The sequence below is a fragment of the Brevibacillus fluminis genome (genome assembly GCF_003710825.1).
Lineage (GTDB): Bacteria > Bacillota > Bacilli > Brevibacillales > Brevibacillaceae > Brevibacillus_D > Brevibacillus_D fluminis.
This window is the reverse complement of the sequence record NZ_RHHQ01000023.1, coordinates 1-21,789: the sequence shown is the minus strand read 5'-3', so window position 1 is coordinate 21,789 and position 21,789 is coordinate 1. Positions and strand designations below refer to the sequence as shown.

The window sequence follows — 21,789 nt, the reverse complement described above, 5'->3', positions numbered from 1 at the left end:
ATCGGCAGGAATGAGTTTTATGTCGTCGAATCGTAAGTAAGGGAAACAAAAAGGAAATTTTAATGAACAATTTTCGTCACACCAATGCTTGAAATGCTAATTCAGATAAACGAGGAGGAACGTTATTTTGAGTACCATTGACGTGTTATTGGCTGATGACAATCGCGAATTCGTAAGCTTGTTGGAGGAGTACATAAATACCCAAAACGATATGCAGGTGATCGGAGCAGCTTATAACGGGAACGATGTAATCCGTTTGATTCAGGAGAGGGTTCCTGATGTGCTGATCCTTGATATTATCATGCCACATCTGGACGGGCTTGCTGTACTGGAACAAATTCAGGAAATGCGGCTTCCGACACAACCGAAAATCATCATGCTGACGGCATTTGGCCAAGAAGAGATCACGAAAAAAGCGGTGGAGCTGGGCGCGGCCTATTACATCCTGAAGCCGTTCGACCTTGAAGTATTGGCGCAACGAATTCGTCAGATGATTTCCAACAAAGGTACGACACCGCTTTATACAAGCAAGCCAAAACCAGCCGTACTGCCTCCAAAAGGACGTAATCTGGATGCAAGCATCACCAGCATCATTCATGAGATTGGAGTGCCGGCTCACATTAAAGGCTACCTTTATTTACGGGAAGCGATCACGATGGTGTACAACGATGTCGAACTGCTCGGCTCGATCACCAAAGTGTTGTACCCGGACATTGCCAAGAAATTCAATACGACTGCAAGCCGTGTTGAACGCGCCATCCGCCATGCCATCGAGGTAGCATGGTCCCGCGGCAATCTAGACTCCATCTCAAGCCTGTTTGGCTACACGATCTCCAACACCAAAGCGAAACCGACCAACAGCGAATTCATCGCAATGGTGGCGGACAAGCTGCGGATAGAAGCGAAAATTTCCTAGCGAATACAATGCAATCGGCCCGGCACTCATACTAACATTCTCAGATATGCAAATAAAAAGCCATTCCATTGTCAAGCATACATGTAAAAAGGTCCCCCAATTCATGAACTGGGGGACTTTTTTACATTTGTTGCAAAAAAGGAATAAATGGTATAATTGGATATTCATTAGGGGTACAGACGTATAGATGGGAGGAGAATAGTGTGGCTGTGATCATAAAAAAAGGCGATTTGCTCCAAGCGAGCGAGCAGATCATTGGGCATCAAGTAAATTGCCAAGGCGTAATGGGCAGTGGAATCGCAAAAGCGATCCGGGCGCGATATCGATGAAAGAAAAATTCACATTCTTTTGGAAATCACACTCTCCGTTTTCCCAATGGCATAAACGTTCGTTTAATCTAAACGGTATGACGTTCACTTGTGCTGAGCAAGCGATGATGTACGGCAAAGCAATGTTGTTTGGCGATCACGGAATCGCGCAAAGGATTTTGCAAACAGCTGAGCCCCGCGAACAGAAGCAACTGGGTCGGCTCGTCAAAAACTTCGATAAAGCCATATGGGAGCAAAACTGCATGCAAATTGTAAAAGAGGCGAACCGGGCGAAATTCACCCAGCATGAAGATCTGCTAGAAGCGCTCTTGAAAACGGCGGGGACGACGATCGTGGAGGCGAGTCCGACCGACTCGATTTGGGGGATCGGCCTTGCAGAAGACGATCCAAGGGCGAGTAACCGCAGGCAGTGGAAGGGAACCAATTGGCTCGGTCAAGTCTTGACGGAACTGCGCGAAGAGCTGATGAATCTGGCAGAGTGAGGGGCGAGTAGGATTGCGGCAGATGAAAATTACGCTATGAACAAGACCGGTAAAGTTGCCTATTGCGTAAAGGAAACGTACTCCACTATAATAGGAACATACGTTCTTATTAATTTGGAGGTGCGCGAGTATGAACGATACCGAAGATGCTCATGGGTACGCGACCATGCAGCCGCTGCAAGGCGATTTTTTACATACGAATATGCCAGTCTATACTCGAGAGGTGCAGAGCAGACACGACTATGATCAAATTGCCAAAATCAACGAGAAGTTGGCGGACAGCAAGCGATACCAGTTTCCGCTGACTGTTCGCTACTGGAAACCCATTGCCGATGACCATGGAGCCGTGCTCGCTGTACATGGTGTTGTTGGTGATTTCGATCCAAGCCGCCATGAGGTGCGGATTAATCAAAAAAACGGTAGATGGACGTGGCTTCAACTTAGGCGGATTGTTGCAGTTGAATAACGAGCGGGAAGTAGACGACTTTGAGTACGATGAGATGATGTTCCGCATTTACGATTCCACTCAGTATGATTACGCGATTGCGGTCACATGGATGACGGATGCCGGCACGCTTGAGTCAGGGTGGGGCGTCATTCGGGAGATCGATGCCGACCGAATGCGCGTTAAGCTGGTGTGTGATTGGGAAACATGGTGGATCGATCTGATACGATTGTGCACCGTGAGTAAAGTTGTGTGATCGCGGTACGAATGGCGGCGAACCTGTTCCGGGGGATCGGTGTTCGCAGGAAGGAAGGCATGATATGTGGCGAAAGTTGCTGTACATGTATCTGATTTTGCTTGGATGCATCTTGATCTATGCCGAGAGCTTGCCGCAAATACCAGGCGTCCATATCCAAGCGACAATTGGTCCCATTACGGAAGAGGAGTATCGTCTTGTACAAGGGAAACAATTAAACCGCGCGGATTTGCAAAAATTGCTTGTACGGCTCAAGTTAAGCGATTCGAAAAGCATGACCGAGCGAACACTCAAGCTACCTGATCTGAGTGCTCCCCTCAAAAATCTCAGCAATTCCCGTGTGCTGCAGCAATTCGCAGCAGAGCGGAACCTGCCAGGGGTGGAAGAGGAGGCGACAGCGGAACAATTTGTCATTTTTGATGCAAGGGGATTGGATGACGAGGCGATTCGTGAGCTTTACAGCGATTCTGTTGGATATTTGATATACCATGACAGGGACGGCAAGCAATCCTCTGACACTTTTGTTATTTCGAGCATAATGCAACGAGTGAAATCGACTATGGCCCAATGAAGGCATTTCCGAAATCGTCCAATGGAATACATATACCTTTCTAGCAACACCCGTCCTCAGCTAAGGAGGGAATCATGAATTGAATTCGCCATTTTTACAGGCAATCATCGAAGGGCAACCTTTCCAACTGTTTTCGTTGTCGCACATCTGTGTGCTTCTTCTACTGCTTCTTGCGATCGCGCTGTTATATATTTTCCGTAACGATTTGCGCTTAGGTCGATCGAACCTTGTGTGTCGCTATGGCTTGGTCGTGCTTTTGCTAATGACAGAAATCGCCTATCAGCTGTGGCATCTTGGCGTAGGGACCTGGACGGTAACCGAGGTTTTGCCGCTACAGCTCTGCAGTGTATCCCTGCTCCTTTCATGCGTGATGCTGGTATCGAGGAGCTACCGTCTGTTTGAAGTAACCTATTTTTGGGGGATTGGAGGGGCGGGTCAGGCGATGCTGACGCCTGAGTTGTTTTACCCGTTTCCCCACTTCCGTTTTTTTCACTTTTTCCTTGCCCACGGTGCCATTATCCTGGCGTGCTTGCACATGGTTTGGGTCGAAGGATACCGACCGACGTTTCGCTCGATTGGAAAAGCGCTTCTCTGGTTGAACGCGCTTTTGCTTGTTGCACTTCTTGTGAATCAAGGGACTGGCGGCAACTACTTATTTGCGGCCCACAAACCGGAAAATCCCTCGTTGATCGACTATTTAGGACCATATCCCTGGTACCTTCTTTCGTTGGAAGGTGTGGCATTCTTGCTGTTTTATGTACTATTTCTCCCGTTTCGCGGTAAACAGAAAGCAATGGCGCCATCATCTGAGCTTACGTAAAGGAAGTGTGGTTATCCTCTGGGGCAATGAATCCGTCTTTAGACCGAAGGGAAAATCCTACTGGAGGATTTTCCCTTTTTGTAACGAGCGAATTAAGATGGATGATGGGATGGATGATTCGGTATGCGAGTAAAGCAGGAGGAAGGATTCATGAGCATCGTCATGATCAGCATTCTTTCACAGATTGTCCTGAGTTTGTACGTGACCGTCACGCACTTGGTCTCGTTGTTTCCGTGGAACGATCTGTCAGCAGAAAAGCATCCGCTTGAGAGGCCGCTACTCTTCGTCTGGAACGGCTGCCAAGCAATTGCCATCTGTGGATTTTGGGCCGACATTATCTGGATGAAACTGTTTGCGGTTGCGTTTTGGACGGTCTGGATGTGCGGGAATGTGGCGTCGTGGTGGCTTCCGTATTGGTTTGGTGCAACCTCATGGCAATGGGAGGAATACCGCAAAGAGTTCGGTAGAACGTATAAGTTTTCATTTCTCAGGGACCGCGGCACGCCAGTACCCGATGCCATGCATACGGTCATCACGTTCTTGTCGATGATGACACTGGTAACGACGTGGCTCGCCTACTTGTCGTGAGCAGTCGCACGCGGAAACGATGACGCTATCATTCATGCGTAGCATGTTTTTAAATCTTCGATGATTTTTGTCTGATCAAAGCCTTCGCCGATAAAGACAGCGACTTTTTCGGGATCGATGCCTTCGAGCGGATGAAGCATAACTTGGTTTTCCGTATGCTGAAAAGAGACCGCATGACCTTTATCAGCCAAATAGACGTACCCTTTTGCACGGTAGACGTGATTGGGGAGGCTAAGCAAAAAGGCGACGAACCGTTTCTCAATGACAGGCCCTGAAAACCGATAGGAAAACGAGTTGATGCTGGAATAAAGTGAGGCTGGTTGCGATCCGAGTCCAAGCGACTGTTTCAGCATCCGGCCAAGCGTTTTTTGCACGGGCGGACCAGAGTGAGTACGGTTTTCCCGCGCCAATTTAGCAGTCTGCTGGATTGTGAGCAGTGCGTCCAAATCGGTCTCGCTTTGGATGGTAGTGTGTAGCGGAGCAGCGACATTTTCTTCCCGCAATTTTTGCTTCACCTTTTCTAAGACGTCAGTTGAGATGAGATCCACTTTATTGACAAGCAGCAGATCGGCGTAGCGGACTTGACTGCGCAACGTTTTGATCAAAGTTCCGGACGCTTGAAAGCGAGAGATGAGCTGCAAATAGCGGGAGGCATCGACGATACTGATAATCCCTTTGATCTCAATCGCGCTGTACAAGTCGGGATGGGTCAGTGCGTCAACGACATCGATCGGGTCAGCGACGCCTGTCGTCTCGATGATGATTCTCCTCGGCTGCAAGACAGGGAGGATTTCCTTCATGCCATCGGTCAGCTCGCCCCGGATCGAACAGCAGATGCACCCGTTCATTAGTTTTTTCACCGGAAAATCCATGCCCTGCAATTGTTCGCCGTCGACATCCGTATCGCCCATTTCATTCATGATCACAACGGTATCGTTATTTTCTTGCGATTTGAGATGGGGCAGCCATTTTTGCAGGAGAGTAGTCTTTCCACTGCCCAAATATCCTGTCAGTATGTAAACCTCTACGTTCATCTGCTATGTCCCTCACTTTTCGCAAATCAGAATTGTTACAATTTATCTCCTGATGTTCATGATAATGTGCAAATGAAATCGTGTCAAAGGGGCGGTGCGTTGTGAGAGAAATGAAATTTGCCTGTAGCCAAGGAACATCAGGGTAAGAAGGCGAATGACTGTATGGAGCAAAACGAAGGGCGGGATCGAGAACCATGTTGAAAAAAGGCAAAGCGTTGAAAACCGGAGATACGATTGGGATCGTGGCAACGTCCACGCCGATGCAAGGGACTGAAGATCTGGAGCGCGGTGTAGCAGAGCTGGAGGCATTGGGCTACCATGTCATTGTGAGCGAGACTTGCTATGAGCGCTATGGCGGCTATCTCGCCGGGCCGGCGGAGCTGCGTGCCAGTGAACTCACGCGCATGTTTACCGATCCCGAAGTGGATGCGGTTTTCGCGATGCGTGGCGGCTATGGGGCATCGCAAATGTTACCGCTGCTCGATTACGATGCGATTGCAGCCAATCCAAAACTGTTTTTGGGCTATAGTGATATAACCGCTCTGCATCTCGCGCTTGGCAAAAAGGCGGGACTTGCGACGCTGCATGCCCCGACGATTTCCACCTCGTATGTCAGTGGGCTTAGCGCGTGGTCGAATGCCAGCCTGTTTCATACGATCACAACGACAGAGCCGCTTGGCGAAATTCGCAACCCAGAGGAAGAAAAGATCGAATGTATCGTGCCGGGGGAAGCAAGTGGTCCGATTGTCGGCGGCAATTTGGCGCTGGTCAGCGCGTTGATGGGAACGCCATACGAGATTGAAACAAAAGGGAAGCTGCTGTTTTTGGAGGATGTGAATGAAGAACCGTACAAAATCGATCGCATGCTGACACAATTGGCACTCGCGGGTAAGCTGGAGGAAGCGGCAGGCTTCATTCTCGGGACATTCACTCGCTGTACATCCACACGTTATGCTGACGGGTTCTCCGTACACGACGTAATCAATACTATTATCGCTCCTTTGGGCAAACCGACGATCTGGAATGTGCAGGTGGGACACGGGAAAACCAACCTATCATTGCCATTCGGCGTTCAGGCACACCTCCATGCAGAAGCTGGAAGCTTGCGTTTGGAAGAAAATTTTTTACTATAATAAAGTAAAGGAATAGTGCGGGGACCTTCGGTAAGGCTCCGGGTGCAATCCAACGGAATAAGAAGGGAACAAACGATGAAGCCAAACGATGTCACGGAATTGTTTGAGGAAAAGTACAGAGCAAACTGGCTCCTGCGACAGTGGGAGCATATGGTGGCATGAATAGGGTCTTCTTTTTTGCCGTTCGCGCATTGATCTTGGTCATTTTTGCCACGCTTGCGCTCATGCTCTATGTCAAATGGAGCCATGACTGGTCACTCGAAACGGAAGAGCGTCAAGCGAAACGTTCTCTGCTTCAACAAAAGCTGCTTCATGCGATGCCACAAAGCGGAAAAAATCCGCAAGCAACCGTGGTGAATCTCGCCGCGATCACTGATTTTTCCTGGGATCGCGTATACCTGTTTGGCCCTTATTCACCGCCGTCGTATATTTACCGGCAGATCGGCTACCACTGGTACAACGATGTCGTGAACCATATCCAGTACCTGGACGACCACTCGCTCCTTGTTTTTGTCCAAAAAGGCAAAGTTGTCGAGTATTTGGAAAATCCGTTGGGCATTGGCGGCATGTATTGGGATACAGACCGCTTTATGTTCGAACGCGATGATTCGAAATTTCTAGTGTCGAGGGAGCTTGTCGACCCAGATCAAGGCTCAGTTGATCCCAATGAGGCAATTGCTCCAGGCAAAAAGCCAGCCAGTACCGGCACGGATATTTTTTATCGACTTCATTACATGAAAAAAAATGAGAGGGGCGTGCAATGATGAATACGTTCCACATTCGGCTGCTGCAGCCGTCTGAAAGTCCACCGATGCCGTTGCTACTATTAGCCGACCCGTCGGAAAAGCAAGTGCTTTCCTATTTTGACCGAGGCGAGTGTTATGTCGCACTGCTCGATGGAGAGATCGTCGGTGTATCGGTTCTCTTGCAAACCGAAGAGCAAACCATTGAACTGATGAACGTTGCGGTAGCCGAACAATGCCAGGGTAGCGGCATCGGCAAGAAGCTGATTTTGCACGCGTTGGATACGGCAAAGCAAAAAGGGTTTGCCCGCATGGAAGTGGGTACGGGCAATTCCAGCATCGGACAGCTTGCGCTTTACCAAAAATGCGGGTTCCGTATCAGTGCCATCGATCACGATTTCTTTACCCGTCATTATTCGGAGCCGATCTGGGAAAATGGCATCCACTGTCGTGATATGATTCGGTTGACGGCTGAGCTGTGATGGTAACAGAATTTTCTTTTCTGTAACACAATAAAACAGGGTGACTTCCTGAGGCTGTTCCAAACTACAAAAGTAGTGAGGGACAGTTTTTTTATACGCATTTTCAACTGGAGAATAGAGTTGTCGAAAAAAAAGCAAACAAGAAATGTATAACAGATATTGATTTATAAAAACTGTTACAGTACAATGTGAGTAAGAAAAATCAGAAAAAGAAAGATAACATGTGGAGGGATCACGATGGGAACCGGATTTACACTGGTTGAGAAATGGATTGAAAAAAATGGCGGTACGTTATCACAAGACGAGGTGAATGGAATGGTGTTTGTTTACGGCGATGAAGCATATCGCATTGAGCAGAAAGCGGGCGGCGATCTCGATGTGGTTCAGACGGCAGAAAAAGTCGTTGTGTTCCGCAATAACAAGCATATTCAAGATGAATACACATGCAGAATTTGCGGGGAGCAATACAAAAACATGATTGATACAATTCGTTGCTGTATGCATCATGATGAATAAAAAGACAGAGAAAAAGCTGCCTAATTCATAAACGGCAGCTTTTTTGCATATTGAAAGGTGAAGTATGACAGAATCTGTTGTATACTTTCGCGTAAGGACATCCTTCGGTGATGAACGAATACAATGGGAAAACCCAGAAGGGATGACAGTTCATGCAAAATGTAACAGAGATTCTGGAGTTCAACAAAAAATTCGTCGAGAGTAAAGATTATGAAAAATATAAAACCACCAAGTACCCTGGGAAACAGCTCGTGGTCATTTCCTGTATGGATACGCGGCTTGTGGAATTGCTACCGAAAGCAATGGATCTGCATAACGGTGACTTCAAGCTGATCAAAAGCGCCGGCGCCGTCATTTCCCACCCGTTCGGCAGTGTCATGCGAAGTATTCTGGTGGCCATCTATGAATTAGGCGCAACAGAGGTTTTGGTGATCGGCCATTATGACTGCGGCATGAGCAACATTCAATCCGACAAGATGCTCGCCAAAATGGAGGAGAGAGGCATTTCGCAGGAGACGTTCGCGGTCCTGAAACACTCCGGCATCCATTTGGATAAATGGCTGCAAGGCTTCGACTGCGTGCAGGAAGCGGTGCGTGGTTCTGTTGAGATGGTCAAAAACCATCCGCTGCTGCCTCCTGGCATTAGTGTGCACGGACTGATTATCGATCCGGATACCGGCAAGCTCGATTTGGTCGTGGACGGATATGAAAACGACTAATAGTGACGGTATCTTTCAAAGGGGATGAGCAAAGTGTTGCCAGCTTCCCGATCAAGCCAGCTGAGCCGACGCCGTTTTTTAGGCAAAGGGCTTCGCTGGCTTCTTTTTGTTACCGGATTGGCTGCGATGACAGGAGGCTATTCGGTTTTTATCGAACGGTTTCGCTTTACGTTCCGAGAGGTGGAGATCAGAATCCCGCGGCTGCCTGCAGCTTTTGACGGGCTTCGAATTGCGCACCTGAGTGATCTGCATTTGGGCTATCATTTGGAAATCGGTGATCTATCACACGTGTTCGACCGGGTTGCAGAATGGCAGCCCGATCTGATTTGTTTTACCGGCGATTTGGTCGATTTAAGCACTGACCCGCTAGAATCGGCATTGCCTGTGTTAGCAAGGTTACAGGCACCTCTCGGCAAGTATGCTGTGCTCGGCAATCACGATTACCGCTCCGCAGAGGCAAAAATCACCGATTGCTTGCAACAAGCGGGGTTTCACGTACTGGTGAATCAAAATAAGCTGCTTGAGCGTGACGGGCAGACCCTGTGTGTCGCAGGAGTCGATGACATTCTTCATGGCCAACCGGATCTTCAGGCAGCGCTCACAGGAATAGATCCTGCGATTTGCAAACTTTTGCTTGCGCACGAGCCTGATTACGCGGACGACATTCCTGATGGACTGATCGATTTGCAGATGTCCGGACATAGCCATGGTGGTCAAGTGCGGCTTCCTTTCGCAGGAGCGCTGCTCTTGCCGCCGTATGGAAAAAAATATCCCGATGGCTTGCAACGGCGGTCGGGTGGGACGCAGCTTGTCTATACGACGCGCGGGATCGGTACGACTGTGTTGCCAATCCGCTTTCTTTGCCGACCGGAAGTCGGGCTGCTTACATTGAGGCAGCAAACATAACGGTTGAAGGGGTTTGCCGTAAACTGGCAAGCTCCTTTTTCGCATAATCTCCAGATTTTGATAGAAAACTACGAATGAAATTGTGAAATCATTTGTCACAAATAACCATACGACTTGTTTCGTGGGTGGGTAAACTATATAATGAATATGGTATTCTCTTCCTCGTTCGTATAGACAGGCTACCCGAACTTGATCCATTTTCGCTCAAAGGAGATGTCGCTTTCATGAATTTGTTTGATTTCCTTATGTTTATTCTTACCATTTTCATTGCGGCCGGAGTTGTTCGCTCTGCGCGTGTGAAGAACAGTTTCGCAGTAGGATTTGGGATCGTCGCCCTCTGTATTTTCTTGCTCGCCGACGTCCTGATCCTCACGTTGTAAACAAATGAATAGCGGAAAATTGACTCGTAATTCAAAAAAGAGATTGTGCCTGGCATAGTCTCTTTTTTCTTTTGCCCGAGCGCATGATCAGCACCAAGATTTCCCATACTAAAAGAAGGAGGTGGGAAGCTTGGTGCGTCGAATGGGGACATCCTCCGTTCTGCTCCGATCACAGCTTGTGATGGATCGCAGAACCAAACAAGTCAGCCGTAGGGCAAAGCCAGGTCAGATTGCGATCATCGATCATTCTGACGTGGATGAACTGGCTGCTGTAGAGCTGATTGAAGCGAAAGTGAGTGCGGTCATCAATTCTTCCGCGTTTTTGACAGGCTTGTATCCGGCTGCGGGGGCCAAACGGCTTTTGGAAGCAGGTATTTTGCTTTACCAAAACGTAGAGCCGTTGTTCGAGCGGTCAGAAGGGGAAGAAGTCTTATACGAAGGGTGCGAGGCGGCGATTGCGGGAACAAGGCTGTTCGTTCGCCCTGCAAAGGAATGGATACCATGTTCGCTGCTCATCCCTGTCACACATGAGCAGATCGAAAAACAAATGGAAGAGGCCGCCAAACAATCGAAAACGGTGCTGTCGAGCTTCTTGGACAACACGTTCGAATACGTGGCGAGGGAAAAAGCGCTTATTCTTGAACCTCTGTCAAAGGTGTCGCTGCGAACGCGCATGGCGGAACGACATGTGGTCGTCGTATCGCGCGGCAAATATTACAAGGAAGATGTCCAGCTTATTCGCGGTTATATCGACCGGAAGCAACCGGTGATCATCGCCGTAGATGGTGCCGCTGACGCGCTACTAGACCTTGGGATCATGCCAGACCTCATCATAGGGGATATGGACAGCTTGTCCGATCAGGCGCTGTGCTGCGGTGCGGAGCTGGTTGTGCATGCTTATCTCGACGGTCGCGCCCCCGGAGGCGAGCGCGTGGAAGCCCTCGGTCTGCCTTTTGTCCGGCTACCCGCACCTGGCACGAGCGAAGATGCGGCATTGCTTTTAGCAGATGACCAACAAGCTTCCTTGATTGTTTCAGTCGGGACGCATAGCAGCATGATTGATTTTCTGGAGAAAGGAAGAAAGGGCATGGGGAGCACCTTGCTGACAAGAGCCAAGCTCGGTTCCAAGCTAATCGATGCGAGAGGACTGAGCCAGCTTACGCAGATGGACGAGGTCGTTTCAACCCCCGTGCGTCAGCCCCGTTTGTTCGAGACGCTTTATACCATGGTAAAGGAGTGGCGTGCGCAGCGTGAACAAAGTGAGCATCGTGATTCCGGCATATAACGAGGAGCAGCATATCGCTTCCACGCTCGCTGCCATTCGCACGTGGGCGTACGATGTGGAATGCATTGTGGTCGACGATGGTAGCCGCGATAAGACGGCGATGCTGGCTGCGCTTCATGCCGATCGGGTGATTTCTTTGCCCGATAACAGAGGAAAAGGCTTTGCGCTGCAGACAGGGTGGGAACAAGCAAAAGGGGACGTGGTCCTTCTGCTCGATGCCGATTTGGAGGAGAGCGCGATACAAGCCGGGCAGCTGCTCGCACCAGTCATGGGCGGCGAATGCGATATGGCGATCGCTGTTTTGCCAGTACCGTCGCAAAAAATCGGCCTCGGCCTCGCCAAAGGTCTCGCACGCTATGGCATTCGGACGCTGACGGGTTTTGTACCACAAGCACCGCTCTCCGGTCAGCGGGCCGTGCGCAAGGAAGTTCTGCAAGCAATGAGGCGTTTGGATGATGGGTTCGGCATCGAGGTTGGACTGACGATCGATGCGCTGCGGGCAGGCTTTCGCGTGCAAGAAGTACCGATTCCTTTCACGCATCGGCAAACAGGCAACGATTGGCACGGCTATTGGCACCGCGGACGGGAATTTCTCGCAGTAGGACGAGCGCTGGGACGCAAATGGCAGGAAACCAAGGTGGTGTCGACATGGCTGAGATAGAGGCTCTGCTCTTTCTGATGCTGGCTTTTGCACTGCCGCTGTTTTTTCATCTTGTCTTATATCGGTACACACTAACATGGTTGTGCAAGACCAACATGGTTTGCCGCAATTACCGGGGCGAAAGGTTGCCGACAGGGGGCGGAGTCCTACTAGTTATGTCAGTGACCATCAGCATGCTGATCCTCTATCTCCTGACGTCACCTTGGGGAATCGACCGTGAATTTAGCCTTTTTTTATGCGGAACGGTGGCCATGACGTTTTGGGGCTGGCAAGATGATCGCTCGCCGGAAACAACGGTAAAGGGAATGCGCGGCCATTTCATGACACTATGGCGGGAACAGCGGATGACAAGTGGGTTTCTCAAAGCGTGGGGCATCGTCGGAACCTCCCTGTTGCTGTCGATCGCCCTTTCGCCACAGGGCTTGGAGGTGCTGGTCAACACACTTGTTCTTGCGCTTTTTGCGAATTTGATCAACCTGTTTGATTTACGACCGGGACGGGCGATCAAGGTGTTTTGGCTGTTTATGATCGTACTCTTCGTGGCAAGCGGAGAAGTGATCGCGGGCATGATCTGGCCTTGGTTGATCCCGATTGTCACGGCCACTATGCTGTTCTATATCGCGGATGCGCGGGGAAAGGTGCTGCTTGGTGACACCGGAGCCAATTACCTCGGCTTCATCCTCGGATTTTATACAGTGACCTTGGTTGATTCCGTTGTCAAAACAGCCCTGCTGGTTTTGTTGATCGGGCTTCATCTACTGGCGGAGCGGGTATCGTTTTCGCATATTATTGCGTCGAATGGCTGGTTGCAAAAATTAGACCGCCTCGGCACGGTGGCCGGGCGGTCAGACAAGCAAACATAATGGAGCGCGCTATTCTTCGTCGTCCGGCTCCGGTTTCATGAAGCGCGGTTGCACGCGGTTGCGCTTCCGGTCGTGGTGAAGGATGAACCCGCCAATGAAGATCACGGGCAAAACGAACAACACGAATCCACCCAACAGCTTGATCCAGGCGAAATCGGACATGGCGGGATTGAAAAACTCATAGAAGGCATCCCGCATCAACTTTATCCCTAAACCGGCGATGGCAGCCGGAATCACCATGATGAAAAGGGCAACGATTTTTTGACCCATATACGCACACATCCTTTGACTTGCAGTTAAGAACCATCATATCGGATGGACGGTGCTTGTTCAATGCGAAAAATGCGATAAAATAAGGTCGAATGCTGCATGGGTGGGGGGAAGATCGGGATGCAGTCACTAGTGGTAGTGGGACCTGCCGAAAAGCTTGCAAAGCTGCGGGAGCAAGCGGAGCAGCAGGGCGAAATCCGCATCATAGAGGAGCTGGATGGGAACACGGAAGAATGGATGCGTATCATCCGCAAACAAGAAGAAACACTTACGATGCTGTTGCACAGCAAGCGAGAATATGAGACAATGCTGAACTCCACGCATGACGCCATCATCGGGGTCAATCAGGAGGGAATCATCACCCTATTCAATAAAGCGGCGGAGCGACTGATTGGGATCGACGCGGTCCAAGTCTTGGGAACGCGTGCCGAAAACAGCATTGACAACACGCGACTACATATCGTTTTAGAAACGGGTCAGCCCGAATTGAATCAAGAGCAAATTTTACCCAATGGGACACGCATCATCACCAACCGGGTGCCGGTGCGCTCGGAAACCGGGGAAATCTGGGGTGCGGTTGCGATTTTTCGTGACATGACCGATGTGATGACACTGGTGGAAGAAATATCGGATTTGAAGGAATTAAAAAGCATGCTTCAGGCGATCATCCATTGTTCCGATGAAGCGATCTCGGTCGTCGATGCCGACGGGATCGGGCTGCTGATCAACCCGGCGTACACGCGCCTGACCGGGCTTGCTCCGGAGGACGTCATTGGCAAGCCAGCCAATGTCGACATTTTCGACCAGGAAAGCATGCACATGCGCGTGCTCCAAACGCAAAAACCCGTGCGTCGGAAACCGATGAAGGTGGGGCCGAAGCGCAAGGACGTCATCGTCAACATTACACCTGTCATGGTGGATGGCCATTTGCGCGGCAGCGTAGGCGTCATCCATGATGTGACAGAGCTGAAGGTGCTTGGTGAGGAGCTGGAAAAAGCACGGCAGATGATTCGAACGCTGGAGGCCAAATACACGTTCGAGGAAATCGTCGGCAAAAGCGAACCAATGCACATCGCGATCGAGCAAGCTAAAACAGCGGCGCTCACGCCAGCGACAGTACTATTGCGCGGGGAGTCCGGAACAGGCAAGGAACTGTTCGCACACGCGATACATAACGAAAGCGAACGCAAGTACAACCAGTTTATTCGCGTCAACTGCGCGGCGATCCCGGAATCACTGCTGGAAAGCGAGCTGTTCGGCTACGAGGCAGGAGCGTTCACTGGAGCGCTGCGAGGCGGGAAGCGCGGATTGTTTGAAGAGGCCTCGGGCGGCACGATCTTTTTGGATGAGATCGGCGATCTGCCTAACACCATGCAGGTGAAACTTCTGCGCGTTTTGCAAGAACGGGAGCTGGTGCGAGTAGGCGGGACGAAAGCGATCCCTGTGGATGTGCGCATCATCGCAGCCACGCATGTGAATCTGGAGTCGGCAATTCGTAACGGAAGCTTCCGGGAGGATTTGTACTATCGGTTGAATGTTGTTCCCATCCATATTCCACCGCTGCGGCAGCGGAGGGAGGACATTCATTCCTTGGTAGGCTTCCTGTTGAAAAAATTCAACGCGGAGTACGGGCGTAATGTGGAAGAGATCGATGCCCGGACGCTGACAATTCTGCAAGCGTACCATTGGCCAGGCAATGTGCGGGAGCTAGAGAACGTGATCGGCAGAGCGATGATCAACATGCACTATAACGAGACGATCATTTTGCCCAGCCATTTGCCGTCGTTATCACAGCAGGCAAAAACGAGTGCCGAGCTAACCCAGGAAACGCAAGCAAATGCAGAGGGGACGCTGAAAGAAGCGATGGATGAGGCGGAAAAATCCTTCATTATAAAGTCATTGGCTGCCTGCAAGGGCAATCGGACGCAAACGGCGAAACAGTTGGGGATCTCCTTGCGCAACCTGTACTACAAGCTTGAGAAGTACTGTATGGCAGAACTGGAAGAAGAATCGTAATGCAAAAAAATGCATGCAAACATTTGCATTACCGTGCAAAATTTTGCACGGTTTAACAAAGTGGTTTTTAGTCAAACGCAGGAAAATGAAGCGCTTTCAAACGCTTGTTTTGTTGGCATAACTTTTGCAATATACATAGCCGAACACTTCAAAGCGAAACCTAATAACGGTTTTGTGCCAATGCTAACGTGCAATCACAGGGAGGCTTCATCCATGCAAATTTTCGACTACCTACAACGTTACGATTACGAACAGCTTCTGTTCTGCCAAGACGAGGCATCTGGTTTGCGAGCTATCATTGCCATTCATGATACAACGTTAGGTCCTGCGCTTGGCGGAACACGCATGTGGACCTATCAAACAGAGGAAGACGCGATCATCGACGCACTGCGTCTGGCACGCGGCATGACGTACAAGGCAGCAGCAGCCGGCCTAAATCTGGGCGGGGGCAAAGCAGTGATTTTGGGCGATCCGCGCAAAGACAAAAGCGAAGAGATGTTCCGTGCGTTCGGCCGCTACATTCAAGGATTGAACGGCCGCTATATCACTGCAGAGGATGTCGGCACAACGGTTGCGGATATGGACATGATCCATCTGGAAACCAATTACGTAACGGGCGTTTCCCCAGCCTTCGGTTCAAGCGGCAATCCTTCCCCGGTGACAGCTTATGGCGTTTACCGCGGGATGAAGGCCGCAGCAAAAGTGGCGTATGGAACAGATAACTTGTCCGGTAAAGTCGTCGCGGTGCAAGGTGTCGGAAACGTCGCATATAATCTTTGTAGACATCTTCACGAGGAAGGCGCTCATCTGATCGTGACGGATATCAACGAAGAAAACGTCAATCGCGCTGTAAACGATTTCGGAGCGAAAGCAGTCGGCGTCCATGAAATTTTCTCCGTTGAATGCGACATTTTCGCACCGTGCGCGCTTGGTGCCATCATCAACGACGACACAATACCTGTCATCAAAGCGAAGGTAATTGCCGGCGCAGCGAACAATCAGCTGAAAGAAGAGCGTCACGGCGATGAGATTCATCAGAAGGGTTTGATTTACGCGCCTGATTACGTCATCAATGCAGGTGGCTTGATCAACGTGGCGGATGAACTGCATGTCTATAACCGCGAGCGCGCGATGAAAAAAGTAGAGACGATCTACGATAACATTACCAAAGTATTCGAGATTTCCGCACGCGACAACATCGCTTCTTACAAAGCGGCAGACCGGATGGCTGAAGAGCGGATCGCCCGCCTCGCAAAATCGCAGAGCACGTTCCTGCGCGACGGCAAATCGGTTTATAGCAAATAAACGCAGGTAAGGTAGCTATTAGACGGTGGGGCGGCCTTAGATGACCGGCCCCCCGGTTTCCTTCCTGTGTCGCGGCGTGTCCGAACTATTTGAATTAAAAGGAGATAACGCAGATGTCTCAAGAGTTCGATTTGGTTGTTTTGGGTGGCGGTCCCGGCGGTTATGTGGCTGCGATTCGCGCAGCACAGCTCGGGATGAAAGTTGCGATTGTAGAAAAGGAAAAACTGGGGGGCACATGCCTGAATCGTGGCTGCATACCTTCCAAAGCATTGCTGCGCAGTGCTGAAGTTTATGCGACAATGAAAGAAAGTGACAAGTACGGAATCGTAGCAGACAACATCGGGGTCCAATTCGATAAAGTACAGGCCCGTAAAGCGAGCATTATCGAATCCCAGCTCAAAGGATTGAACTACTTAATGAGCAAAGGGAAAATCCAGGTGTTTTCCGGTTTGGGCCGTGTCATGGGACCGTCTATCTTTTCACCGCAAGCAGGCGCTGTACGAATTGAAAAAGCAGATGGCGACCAGGAAATCATTGTGCCTAAGTTCTTGCTGCTGGCCACTGGTTCCCGACCGCGCACGCTGCCAGGCCTTGCCATTGATGGCGAATATGTGCTGACGAGCGATGAAGCGTTGGAAATGGCAGAGCTGCCAAAATCCATGCTGATTGTTGGCGGTGGCGTGATTGGGATTGAGTGGGCATCATTATTGAGCGATTTCGGCGTTGAGGTGACAGTGATCGAGGCAGCAGAGCGTATCCTGCCGCTAGAAGACGAAGAAATCAGCAAGGAAATGCAACGTTTGTTAAAGAAACGGAAGGTTAAACTGGTAACAGGTGCCAAGCTGCTGACAGACAGTGTGACAAAAGAAGCGGGCCAAATCACCGTCTCTGCCGAATTGGCGGGCGGGACGCAAAGCTTTACGGCCGACAAGCTGCTCGTATCCGTCGGAAGGGCTGCGAATGTGGAAAACATCGGGCTTGAGGCAACCGAGATCAAGGTCGAGCGCGGCGTCATCGTCGTGAACGAGCACTATCAAACAGCCGAGTCTCACATTTATGCGATAGGCGACTGCATTGGTGGCTTGCAGCTGGCGCATGTGGCATCGCATGAAGGCATCGCTGCAGTTGAGCATATTGCCGGGCTTACAACACACCAACTAGATGCGACAAAAGTTCCGAAATGTACATATAGCCGCCCGGAAGTGGCAAGCGTCGGCTTGACCGAGCAAGAAGCAAAAGATAAGGGCTATCAAGTGAAGGCTGGCAAATTTTCGTTCAAAGCGATCGGGAAAGCGTTGGTCTATGGTGAAACCGACGGCTTTGTCAAAGTCGTTGTGGATGAGAAAACAAACGATTTGCTTGGCGTTCATATGATCGGGCCGCATGTGACCGAATTGATCGCAGAAGCGAATCTGGCACGTGTTCTCGATGCGACACCTTGGGAAATCGCGCAGACGATTCATCCGCATCCGACATTGTCGGAAGCAATCGCTGAAGCAGCATTGGCTGTTGACGGCAAATCCATACACGCATAAAGAAATCGGAGGGAGTAGGATGGCGATTACGGCAAAACGTCATGAAGCAGTCGGTCTGACCGACGAACAGGTGCTGGAGATGTATCGATACATGCTTTTGGCGCGCAAAATTGATGAGCGTCAATGGCTGCTCAATCGGGCAGGCAAAGTGCCATTTGTCATTTCGTGCCAAGGTCAAGAGGCGGCACAGGTAGGTGCGGCGTTCGCATTCGATACGAAAAATGATTTCGCCTGCCCATATTACCGCGACTTAGGCCTCGTGCTCGCATTTGGGCAAACAGCTCGCGATTGCATGCTGTCGGCTTTTGCGAAAGCGGATGACCCGAACAGTGGTGGACGTCAGATGCCTGGCCATTTTGGCGGCAAAAAATATAACATTTTGACGGGTTCTAGCCCAGTGACGACGCAAGTTCCACACGCGGTAGGAATGGCGCTTGCCGGCAAACTGACGGGTAAAAATCCGGTGATCTTCACATCGTTTGGAGAAGGTTCCAGCAATCAGGGTGATTTCCACGAAGGTGCAAACTTCGCGGGCGTTCACAAGCTGCCGGTTATTTTCTTCTGCGAAAACAACAAATATGCGATTTCCGTACCGTTGAAAAAGCAACTCGCTTGCGATAGTGTAGCAGACCGTGCGATCGGATACGGCTTCCCGGGCGTGAGCGTTGACGGAAACGACCCAATCGAGGTGTACCGCGTCGTCAAAGAAGCTGTTGACCGGGCGCGCGCAGGCTATGGACCGACACTGATTGAGGCTGTAGCGTATCGTTTGGTGCCACACTCCAGCGATGACGATGACCGTGTGTATCGCAGTCGTGAAGAAGTAGAGGAAGCGAAGCAGAAGGATCCGCTCCTGAGCTTTGCCGCATACTTGACAGAAGTGGGCATTTTGAGTGAGGAGAAACAACGCGCGATAGCAGAAGAAGTGCAGAAAGAAGTGGATGAGGCAACCGAGTATGCGGAGAACGCACCATATCCCGCACCTGAATCTGCACTCCGTTTTGTCTACGAAGAATAGGGGGGACGAAAGAATGGCAGTCATGTCGTACATCGATGCCATTACGTTGGCAATGCGCGAAGAGATGCGCAACGATCCTAACGTATTTGTTTTGGGAGAGGATGTCGGCGTTCGCGGGGGTGTATTCCGTGCAACCGTCGGCCTCATCGAAGAGTTTGGCGAGCAGCGCGTGATGGATACGCCGCTTGCTGAGTCCGCAATCGTCGGCGTTGCGATTGGTGCGGCCGCTTATGGGATGCGTCCGATCGCGGAAATTCAGTTCGCTGATTTCATCATGCCAGCCGTTAACCAAATCGTCAGCGAAGCGGCAAAAATGCGCTATCGCTCCAATAATGACTGGAACTGCCCGCTCGTTGTGCGCGCTCCTTTTGGCGGCGGCGTGCATGGTGCACTGTACCATTCGCAATCGGTTGAAGCAATGTTCACGAACGTGCCAGGCTTGAAAGTCGTCGTACCATCGACGCCGTACGATGCAAAAGGGCTCTTGAAAGCGGCGATTCGCGACAACGACCCTGTGCTTTTCTTTGAACATAAACGCTGCTATCGCTTGATCAAAGGCGAGGTTCCTGATACGGATTATACCGTTCCGATCGGCAAAGCGGATGTTAAGCGCGAAGGCGAAGATATCACGGTCATTTCCTACGGGATGACGCTGCATTTCGCGCTGCAAGCGGCGGAAAAGCTTGCAGCTGAGGGCATCAGCGCGCATGTGCTTGATCTGCGCACGCTGTATCCGCTTGATAAGGAAGCGATTATCGAAGCTGCTTCCAAAACAGGCAAAGTGTTGATCATTCATGAAGATAACAAAGAAGGCGGTGTCGGCGGGGAAGTGTCCGCCATCATTGCGGAGCATTGCCTCTTTGATCTGGATGCGCCGATCAAGCGTCTGTGCGGTCCAGATGTTCCGGCGATGCCATACAGCCCGCCGTTGGAAAAGTTTTTCATGCTCACACCGGAAAAAGTGGAGCAAGCAATGCGTGAACTGGCGCACTTTTAGGAGCTGAGGAGGACGTACAATGGCTACAAAAGTCTTAATGCCCCAGCTGGGGGAAAGCGTCACGGAAGGAACGATTTCCAAATGGCTGGTCAAGGTTGGCGACTTTGTCAACAAGTATGATTCATTGGCAGAAGTGAATACGGATAAAGTAAACGCGGAAGTGCCGTCTACGGTATCCGGACGCATCAAAGAAATTTTGGTGGCGGAAGGGGAAACCGTCGCGGTCGGCACGCTAATCCTGTACATAGACGAAGCAGGCGTAGCGGTTGAAGCCGAAGCAGCGCCAGCACCGTCTGCTTCCCCAACCCTTGCGGCAACGCCAGCTCCAGCTCCCGCCACACCGGCTCCAGCAGCAGCGAAACCTGCTGTCGTATCCGGGCAGGATGCCGCGAAAGCGCGGTTCTCTCCGGCAGTGCTGAAGCTCGCACAGGAGCACGGCATTGACTTGTCGCAAGTCGTCGGCTCAGGCGCTGAAGGGCGCATTACCCGAAAAGACGTACAGGCGATCATCGACGCAGGCGGTCAAACGAATCAAGCGCCGCAAGCAGTTCCCGCGGCGAATCAAGAACCCGTTGTGCCAGCTGCGGCCCCAGCTCCTGTCCAGGCGGAAGCGCCAAAAGCAGCGCCGGCGGCAACTGTTGACGTGATGGTTGCAGCAGGCGATCAAGTGATTCCTGTCACACCGATCCGTAAAACGATCGCATCCCGGATGGTGCAGAGCAAACACGAAGCGCCACATGCGTGGACGATGGTGGAAGTGGACGTAACCAATCTGGTCAATTATCGTGCGCAAGTCAAAGATGAATTCAAGCGCAAGGAAGGCGTCAACCTGACCTTCTTGCCATTCTTCATCAAGGCGGTCGTCGAAGCGCTGAAAGAATTCCCGATGATCAACTCCACATGGGCGGGCGACAAGATCATCGTGCGTAAAAATATCAACATCTCGCTGGCCGTGGCGACAGAGGACGCGCTATTTGTGCCTGTCATCAAAGACGCGGACCAAAAATCGCTGCTTGGCATTTCCAAGTCAGTTGATGACTTAGCTGCACGTACGCGCGCAGGCAAACTGACGATGGATGACATGAGCGGCGGCACATTTACGGTCAACAATACCGGCTCGTTTGGCTCTGTCCTCTCTGCGCCGATTATCAATGCGCCGCAAGCAGCGATTCTGAGTATCGAATCGATCGTGAAGCGCCCGGTCGTCATCAACGACATGATCGCGGTACGCTCCATGGTCAATCTGTGCCTCTCGCTGGATCACCGTGTGCTCGATGGTTTGATTTGCGGCCGTTTCTTACAAAGCGTCAAACAGAAGCTCGAACAGATTGGGCCGGAAACCAAGCTATATTAATTGAAGCGATAGTCACAAATTGTTGTAATCACACAAGAAAAAAAGAGGCCGAAAGCCTCTTCAGATTGTCGAGAAACCCCATGTTATTTGGGGGTTTCTCTTCTTGTTAAGTGGATTTTTACACGAACCGCTTATCCATTTTGGACATTCTGTGCCCTCACCCTT

At 50.8% G+C, this 21,789-nt stretch carries 26 protein-coding genes; 24 read left to right on the top strand and 2 right to left on the bottom strand.

Annotated elements, in window-relative coordinates:
* The first annotated feature begins 127 nt into the window (after positions 1-127).
* From spo0A to EDM56_RS25690, 8 genes are all read left to right on the top strand, one after another.
* Positions 128-916 (top strand): sporulation transcription factor Spo0A, encoded by a 789-nt coding sequence (gene spo0A / locus EDM56_RS25725; protein ID WP_122920810.1) that lies wholly within the window; start codon positions 128-130, stop codon positions 914-916.
* A gap of 203 nt (positions 917-1,119) precedes the next feature.
* Positions 1,120-1,245: a macro domain-containing protein gene (locus tag EDM56_RS25720; protein ID WP_425456360.1), complete on the top strand. Its 126-nt coding sequence runs from the start codon at positions 1,120-1,122 to the stop codon at positions 1,243-1,245.
* A complete protein-coding gene (locus tag EDM56_RS25715) occupies positions 1,242-1,727 on the top strand; it encodes a riboflavin biosynthesis intermediates N-glycosidase (protein WP_122920809.1) in 486 nt (161 codons plus the stop codon). Before EDM56_RS25720 ends, EDM56_RS25715 begins: the two co-directional genes overlap by 4 nt.
* 130 nt (positions 1,728-1,857) lie before the next feature.
* The gene (locus EDM56_RS25710; protein ID WP_122920808.1) at positions 1,858-2,193 is read left to right on the top strand and encodes a YolD-like family protein; all 336 of its coding nucleotides are present in this window, start codon (positions 1,858-1,860) and stop codon (positions 2,191-2,193) included.
* Positions 2,186-2,428 (top strand): YolD-like family protein, encoded by a 243-nt coding sequence (locus tag EDM56_RS25705; protein ID WP_122920807.1) that lies wholly within the window; start codon positions 2,186-2,188, stop codon positions 2,426-2,428. The genes EDM56_RS25710 and EDM56_RS25705 overlap by 8 nt, the downstream gene beginning before the upstream one ends.
* A gap of 64 nt (positions 2,429-2,492) precedes the next feature.
* On the top strand, positions 2,493-2,999 hold the full coding sequence (locus EDM56_RS25700) for a hypothetical protein (RefSeq protein WP_122920806.1): 507 nt from the start codon (positions 2,493-2,495) through the stop codon (positions 2,997-2,999).
* 79 nt (positions 3,000-3,078) lie between these two features.
* Positions 3,079-3,819 (top strand): YwaF family protein, encoded by a 741-nt coding sequence (locus tag EDM56_RS25695; protein WP_246009538.1) that lies wholly within the window; start codon positions 3,079-3,081, stop codon positions 3,817-3,819.
* Between the two features lie 150 nt (positions 3,820-3,969).
* Positions 3,970-4,407: a hypothetical protein gene (locus EDM56_RS25690; RefSeq protein ID WP_122920805.1), complete on the top strand. Its 438-nt coding sequence runs from the start codon at positions 3,970-3,972 to the stop codon at positions 4,405-4,407.
* A 32-nt stretch (positions 4,408-4,439) separates the two neighbouring features.
* On the opposite strand, the gene EDM56_RS25685 is transcribed toward EDM56_RS25690, so the two are convergent.
* Positions 4,440-5,441 carry a CobW family GTP-binding protein gene (locus EDM56_RS25685; protein ID WP_122920804.1) on the bottom strand — a complete coding sequence of 334 codons (1,002 nt, stop codon included), beginning with the start codon at positions 5,439-5,441 and terminating at the stop codon, positions 4,440-4,442.
* A 194-nt stretch (positions 5,442-5,635) separates the two neighbouring features.
* On the opposite strand from EDM56_RS25685, the gene EDM56_RS25680 reads away from it, so the two are divergent.
* From EDM56_RS25680 to EDM56_RS25635, 10 genes are all read left to right on the top strand, one after another.
* Positions 5,636-6,574 (top strand): S66 peptidase family protein, encoded by a 939-nt coding sequence (locus EDM56_RS25680; RefSeq protein WP_246009537.1) that lies wholly within the window; start codon positions 5,636-5,638, stop codon positions 6,572-6,574.
* 158 nt (positions 6,575-6,732) lie between these two features.
* The gene (locus tag EDM56_RS25675) at positions 6,733-7,338 is read left to right on the top strand and encodes a hypothetical protein (RefSeq protein WP_122920803.1); all 606 of its coding nucleotides are present in this window, start codon (positions 6,733-6,735) and stop codon (positions 7,336-7,338) included.
* Complete coding sequence (locus tag EDM56_RS25670; protein ID WP_246009536.1) at positions 7,335-7,799, top strand: GNAT family N-acetyltransferase; 465 nt, start codon at positions 7,335-7,337, stop codon at positions 7,797-7,799. Before EDM56_RS25675 ends, EDM56_RS25670 begins: the two co-directional genes overlap by 4 nt.
* 237 nt (positions 7,800-8,036) lie before the next feature.
* Positions 8,037-8,315 carry a hypothetical protein gene (locus EDM56_RS25665; protein ID WP_122920802.1) on the top strand — a complete coding sequence of 93 codons (279 nt, stop codon included), beginning with the start codon at positions 8,037-8,039 and terminating at the stop codon, positions 8,313-8,315.
* Positions 8,316-8,467: 152 nt separating this feature from the next.
* Positions 8,468-9,034, top strand: coding sequence for a beta-class carbonic anhydrase (locus tag EDM56_RS25660; RefSeq protein ID WP_122920801.1), 567 nt, complete (start codon positions 8,468-8,470; stop codon positions 9,032-9,034).
* 33 nt (positions 9,035-9,067) lie between these two features.
* On the top strand, positions 9,068-9,940 hold the full coding sequence (locus tag EDM56_RS25655; protein ID WP_246009535.1) for a metallophosphoesterase: 873 nt from the start codon (positions 9,068-9,070) through the stop codon (positions 9,938-9,940).
* A gap of 224 nt (positions 9,941-10,164) precedes the next feature.
* Positions 10,165-10,320 carry a DUF2759 family protein gene (locus tag EDM56_RS25650; RefSeq protein WP_122920799.1) on the top strand — a complete coding sequence of 52 codons (156 nt, stop codon included), beginning with the start codon at positions 10,165-10,167 and terminating at the stop codon, positions 10,318-10,320.
* A gap of 133 nt (positions 10,321-10,453) precedes the next feature.
* Positions 10,454-11,605, top strand: coding sequence for a putative cytokinetic ring protein SteA (gene steA, locus EDM56_RS25645; RefSeq protein ID WP_246009547.1), 1,152 nt, complete (start codon positions 10,454-10,456; stop codon positions 11,603-11,605).
* Positions 11,571-12,266, top strand: coding sequence for a glycosyltransferase family 2 protein (locus EDM56_RS25640; RefSeq protein ID WP_122920797.1), 696 nt, complete (start codon positions 11,571-11,573; stop codon positions 12,264-12,266). Before steA ends, EDM56_RS25640 begins: the two co-directional genes overlap by 35 nt.
* Positions 12,254-13,129 carry an MraY family glycosyltransferase gene (locus EDM56_RS25635; protein WP_122920796.1) on the top strand — a complete coding sequence of 292 codons (876 nt, stop codon included), beginning with the start codon at positions 12,254-12,256 and terminating at the stop codon, positions 13,127-13,129. The genes EDM56_RS25640 and EDM56_RS25635 overlap by 13 nt, the downstream gene beginning before the upstream one ends.
* Before the next feature lie 9 nt (positions 13,130-13,138).
* Here the strand turns inward: EDM56_RS25635 and EDM56_RS25630 are convergent, their stop codons facing one another.
* The gene (locus EDM56_RS25630; protein ID WP_122920795.1) at positions 13,139-13,399 is read right to left on the bottom strand and encodes a DUF2627 domain-containing protein; all 261 of its coding nucleotides are present in this window, start codon (positions 13,397-13,399) and stop codon (positions 13,139-13,141) included.
* Positions 13,400-13,636: 237 nt separating this feature from the next.
* Here EDM56_RS25630 and EDM56_RS25625 point away from each other — a divergent pair, with 237 nt between their 5' ends.
* The 6 genes from EDM56_RS25625 to EDM56_RS25600 all read left to right on the top strand — a co-directional run bounded on the left by EDM56_RS25625 (position 13,637) and on the right by EDM56_RS25600 (position 21,624).
* A complete protein-coding gene (locus EDM56_RS25625) occupies positions 13,637-15,415 on the top strand; it encodes a sigma-54 interaction domain-containing protein (protein ID WP_246009546.1) in 1,779 nt (592 codons plus the stop codon).
* Between the two features lie 213 nt (positions 15,416-15,628).
* Entirely contained in the window at positions 15,629-16,720 is a 1,092-nt protein-coding gene (locus EDM56_RS25620; protein ID WP_122920793.1) for a Leu/Phe/Val dehydrogenase, read from the top strand.
* Positions 16,721-16,833: 113 nt separating this feature from the next.
* Positions 16,834-18,255: a dihydrolipoyl dehydrogenase gene (gene lpdA / locus EDM56_RS25615; protein WP_122920792.1), complete on the top strand. Its 1,422-nt coding sequence runs from the start codon at positions 16,834-16,836 to the stop codon at positions 18,253-18,255.
* A 19-nt stretch (positions 18,256-18,274) separates the two neighbouring features.
* Positions 18,275-19,273 (top strand): thiamine pyrophosphate-dependent dehydrogenase E1 component subunit alpha, encoded by a 999-nt coding sequence (locus EDM56_RS25610; RefSeq protein WP_122920791.1) that lies wholly within the window; start codon positions 18,275-18,277, stop codon positions 19,271-19,273.
* A 13-nt stretch (positions 19,274-19,286) separates the two neighbouring features.
* On the top strand, positions 19,287-20,270 hold the full coding sequence (locus EDM56_RS25605; RefSeq protein WP_122920790.1) for an alpha-ketoacid dehydrogenase subunit beta: 984 nt from the start codon (positions 19,287-19,289) through the stop codon (positions 20,268-20,270).
* A 19-nt stretch (positions 20,271-20,289) separates the two neighbouring features.
* Positions 20,290-21,624: a dihydrolipoamide acetyltransferase family protein gene (locus tag EDM56_RS25600; RefSeq protein ID WP_122920789.1), complete on the top strand. Its 1,335-nt coding sequence runs from the start codon at positions 20,290-20,292 to the stop codon at positions 21,622-21,624.
* The last annotated feature ends 165 nt before the right edge of the window (positions 21,625-21,789 follow it).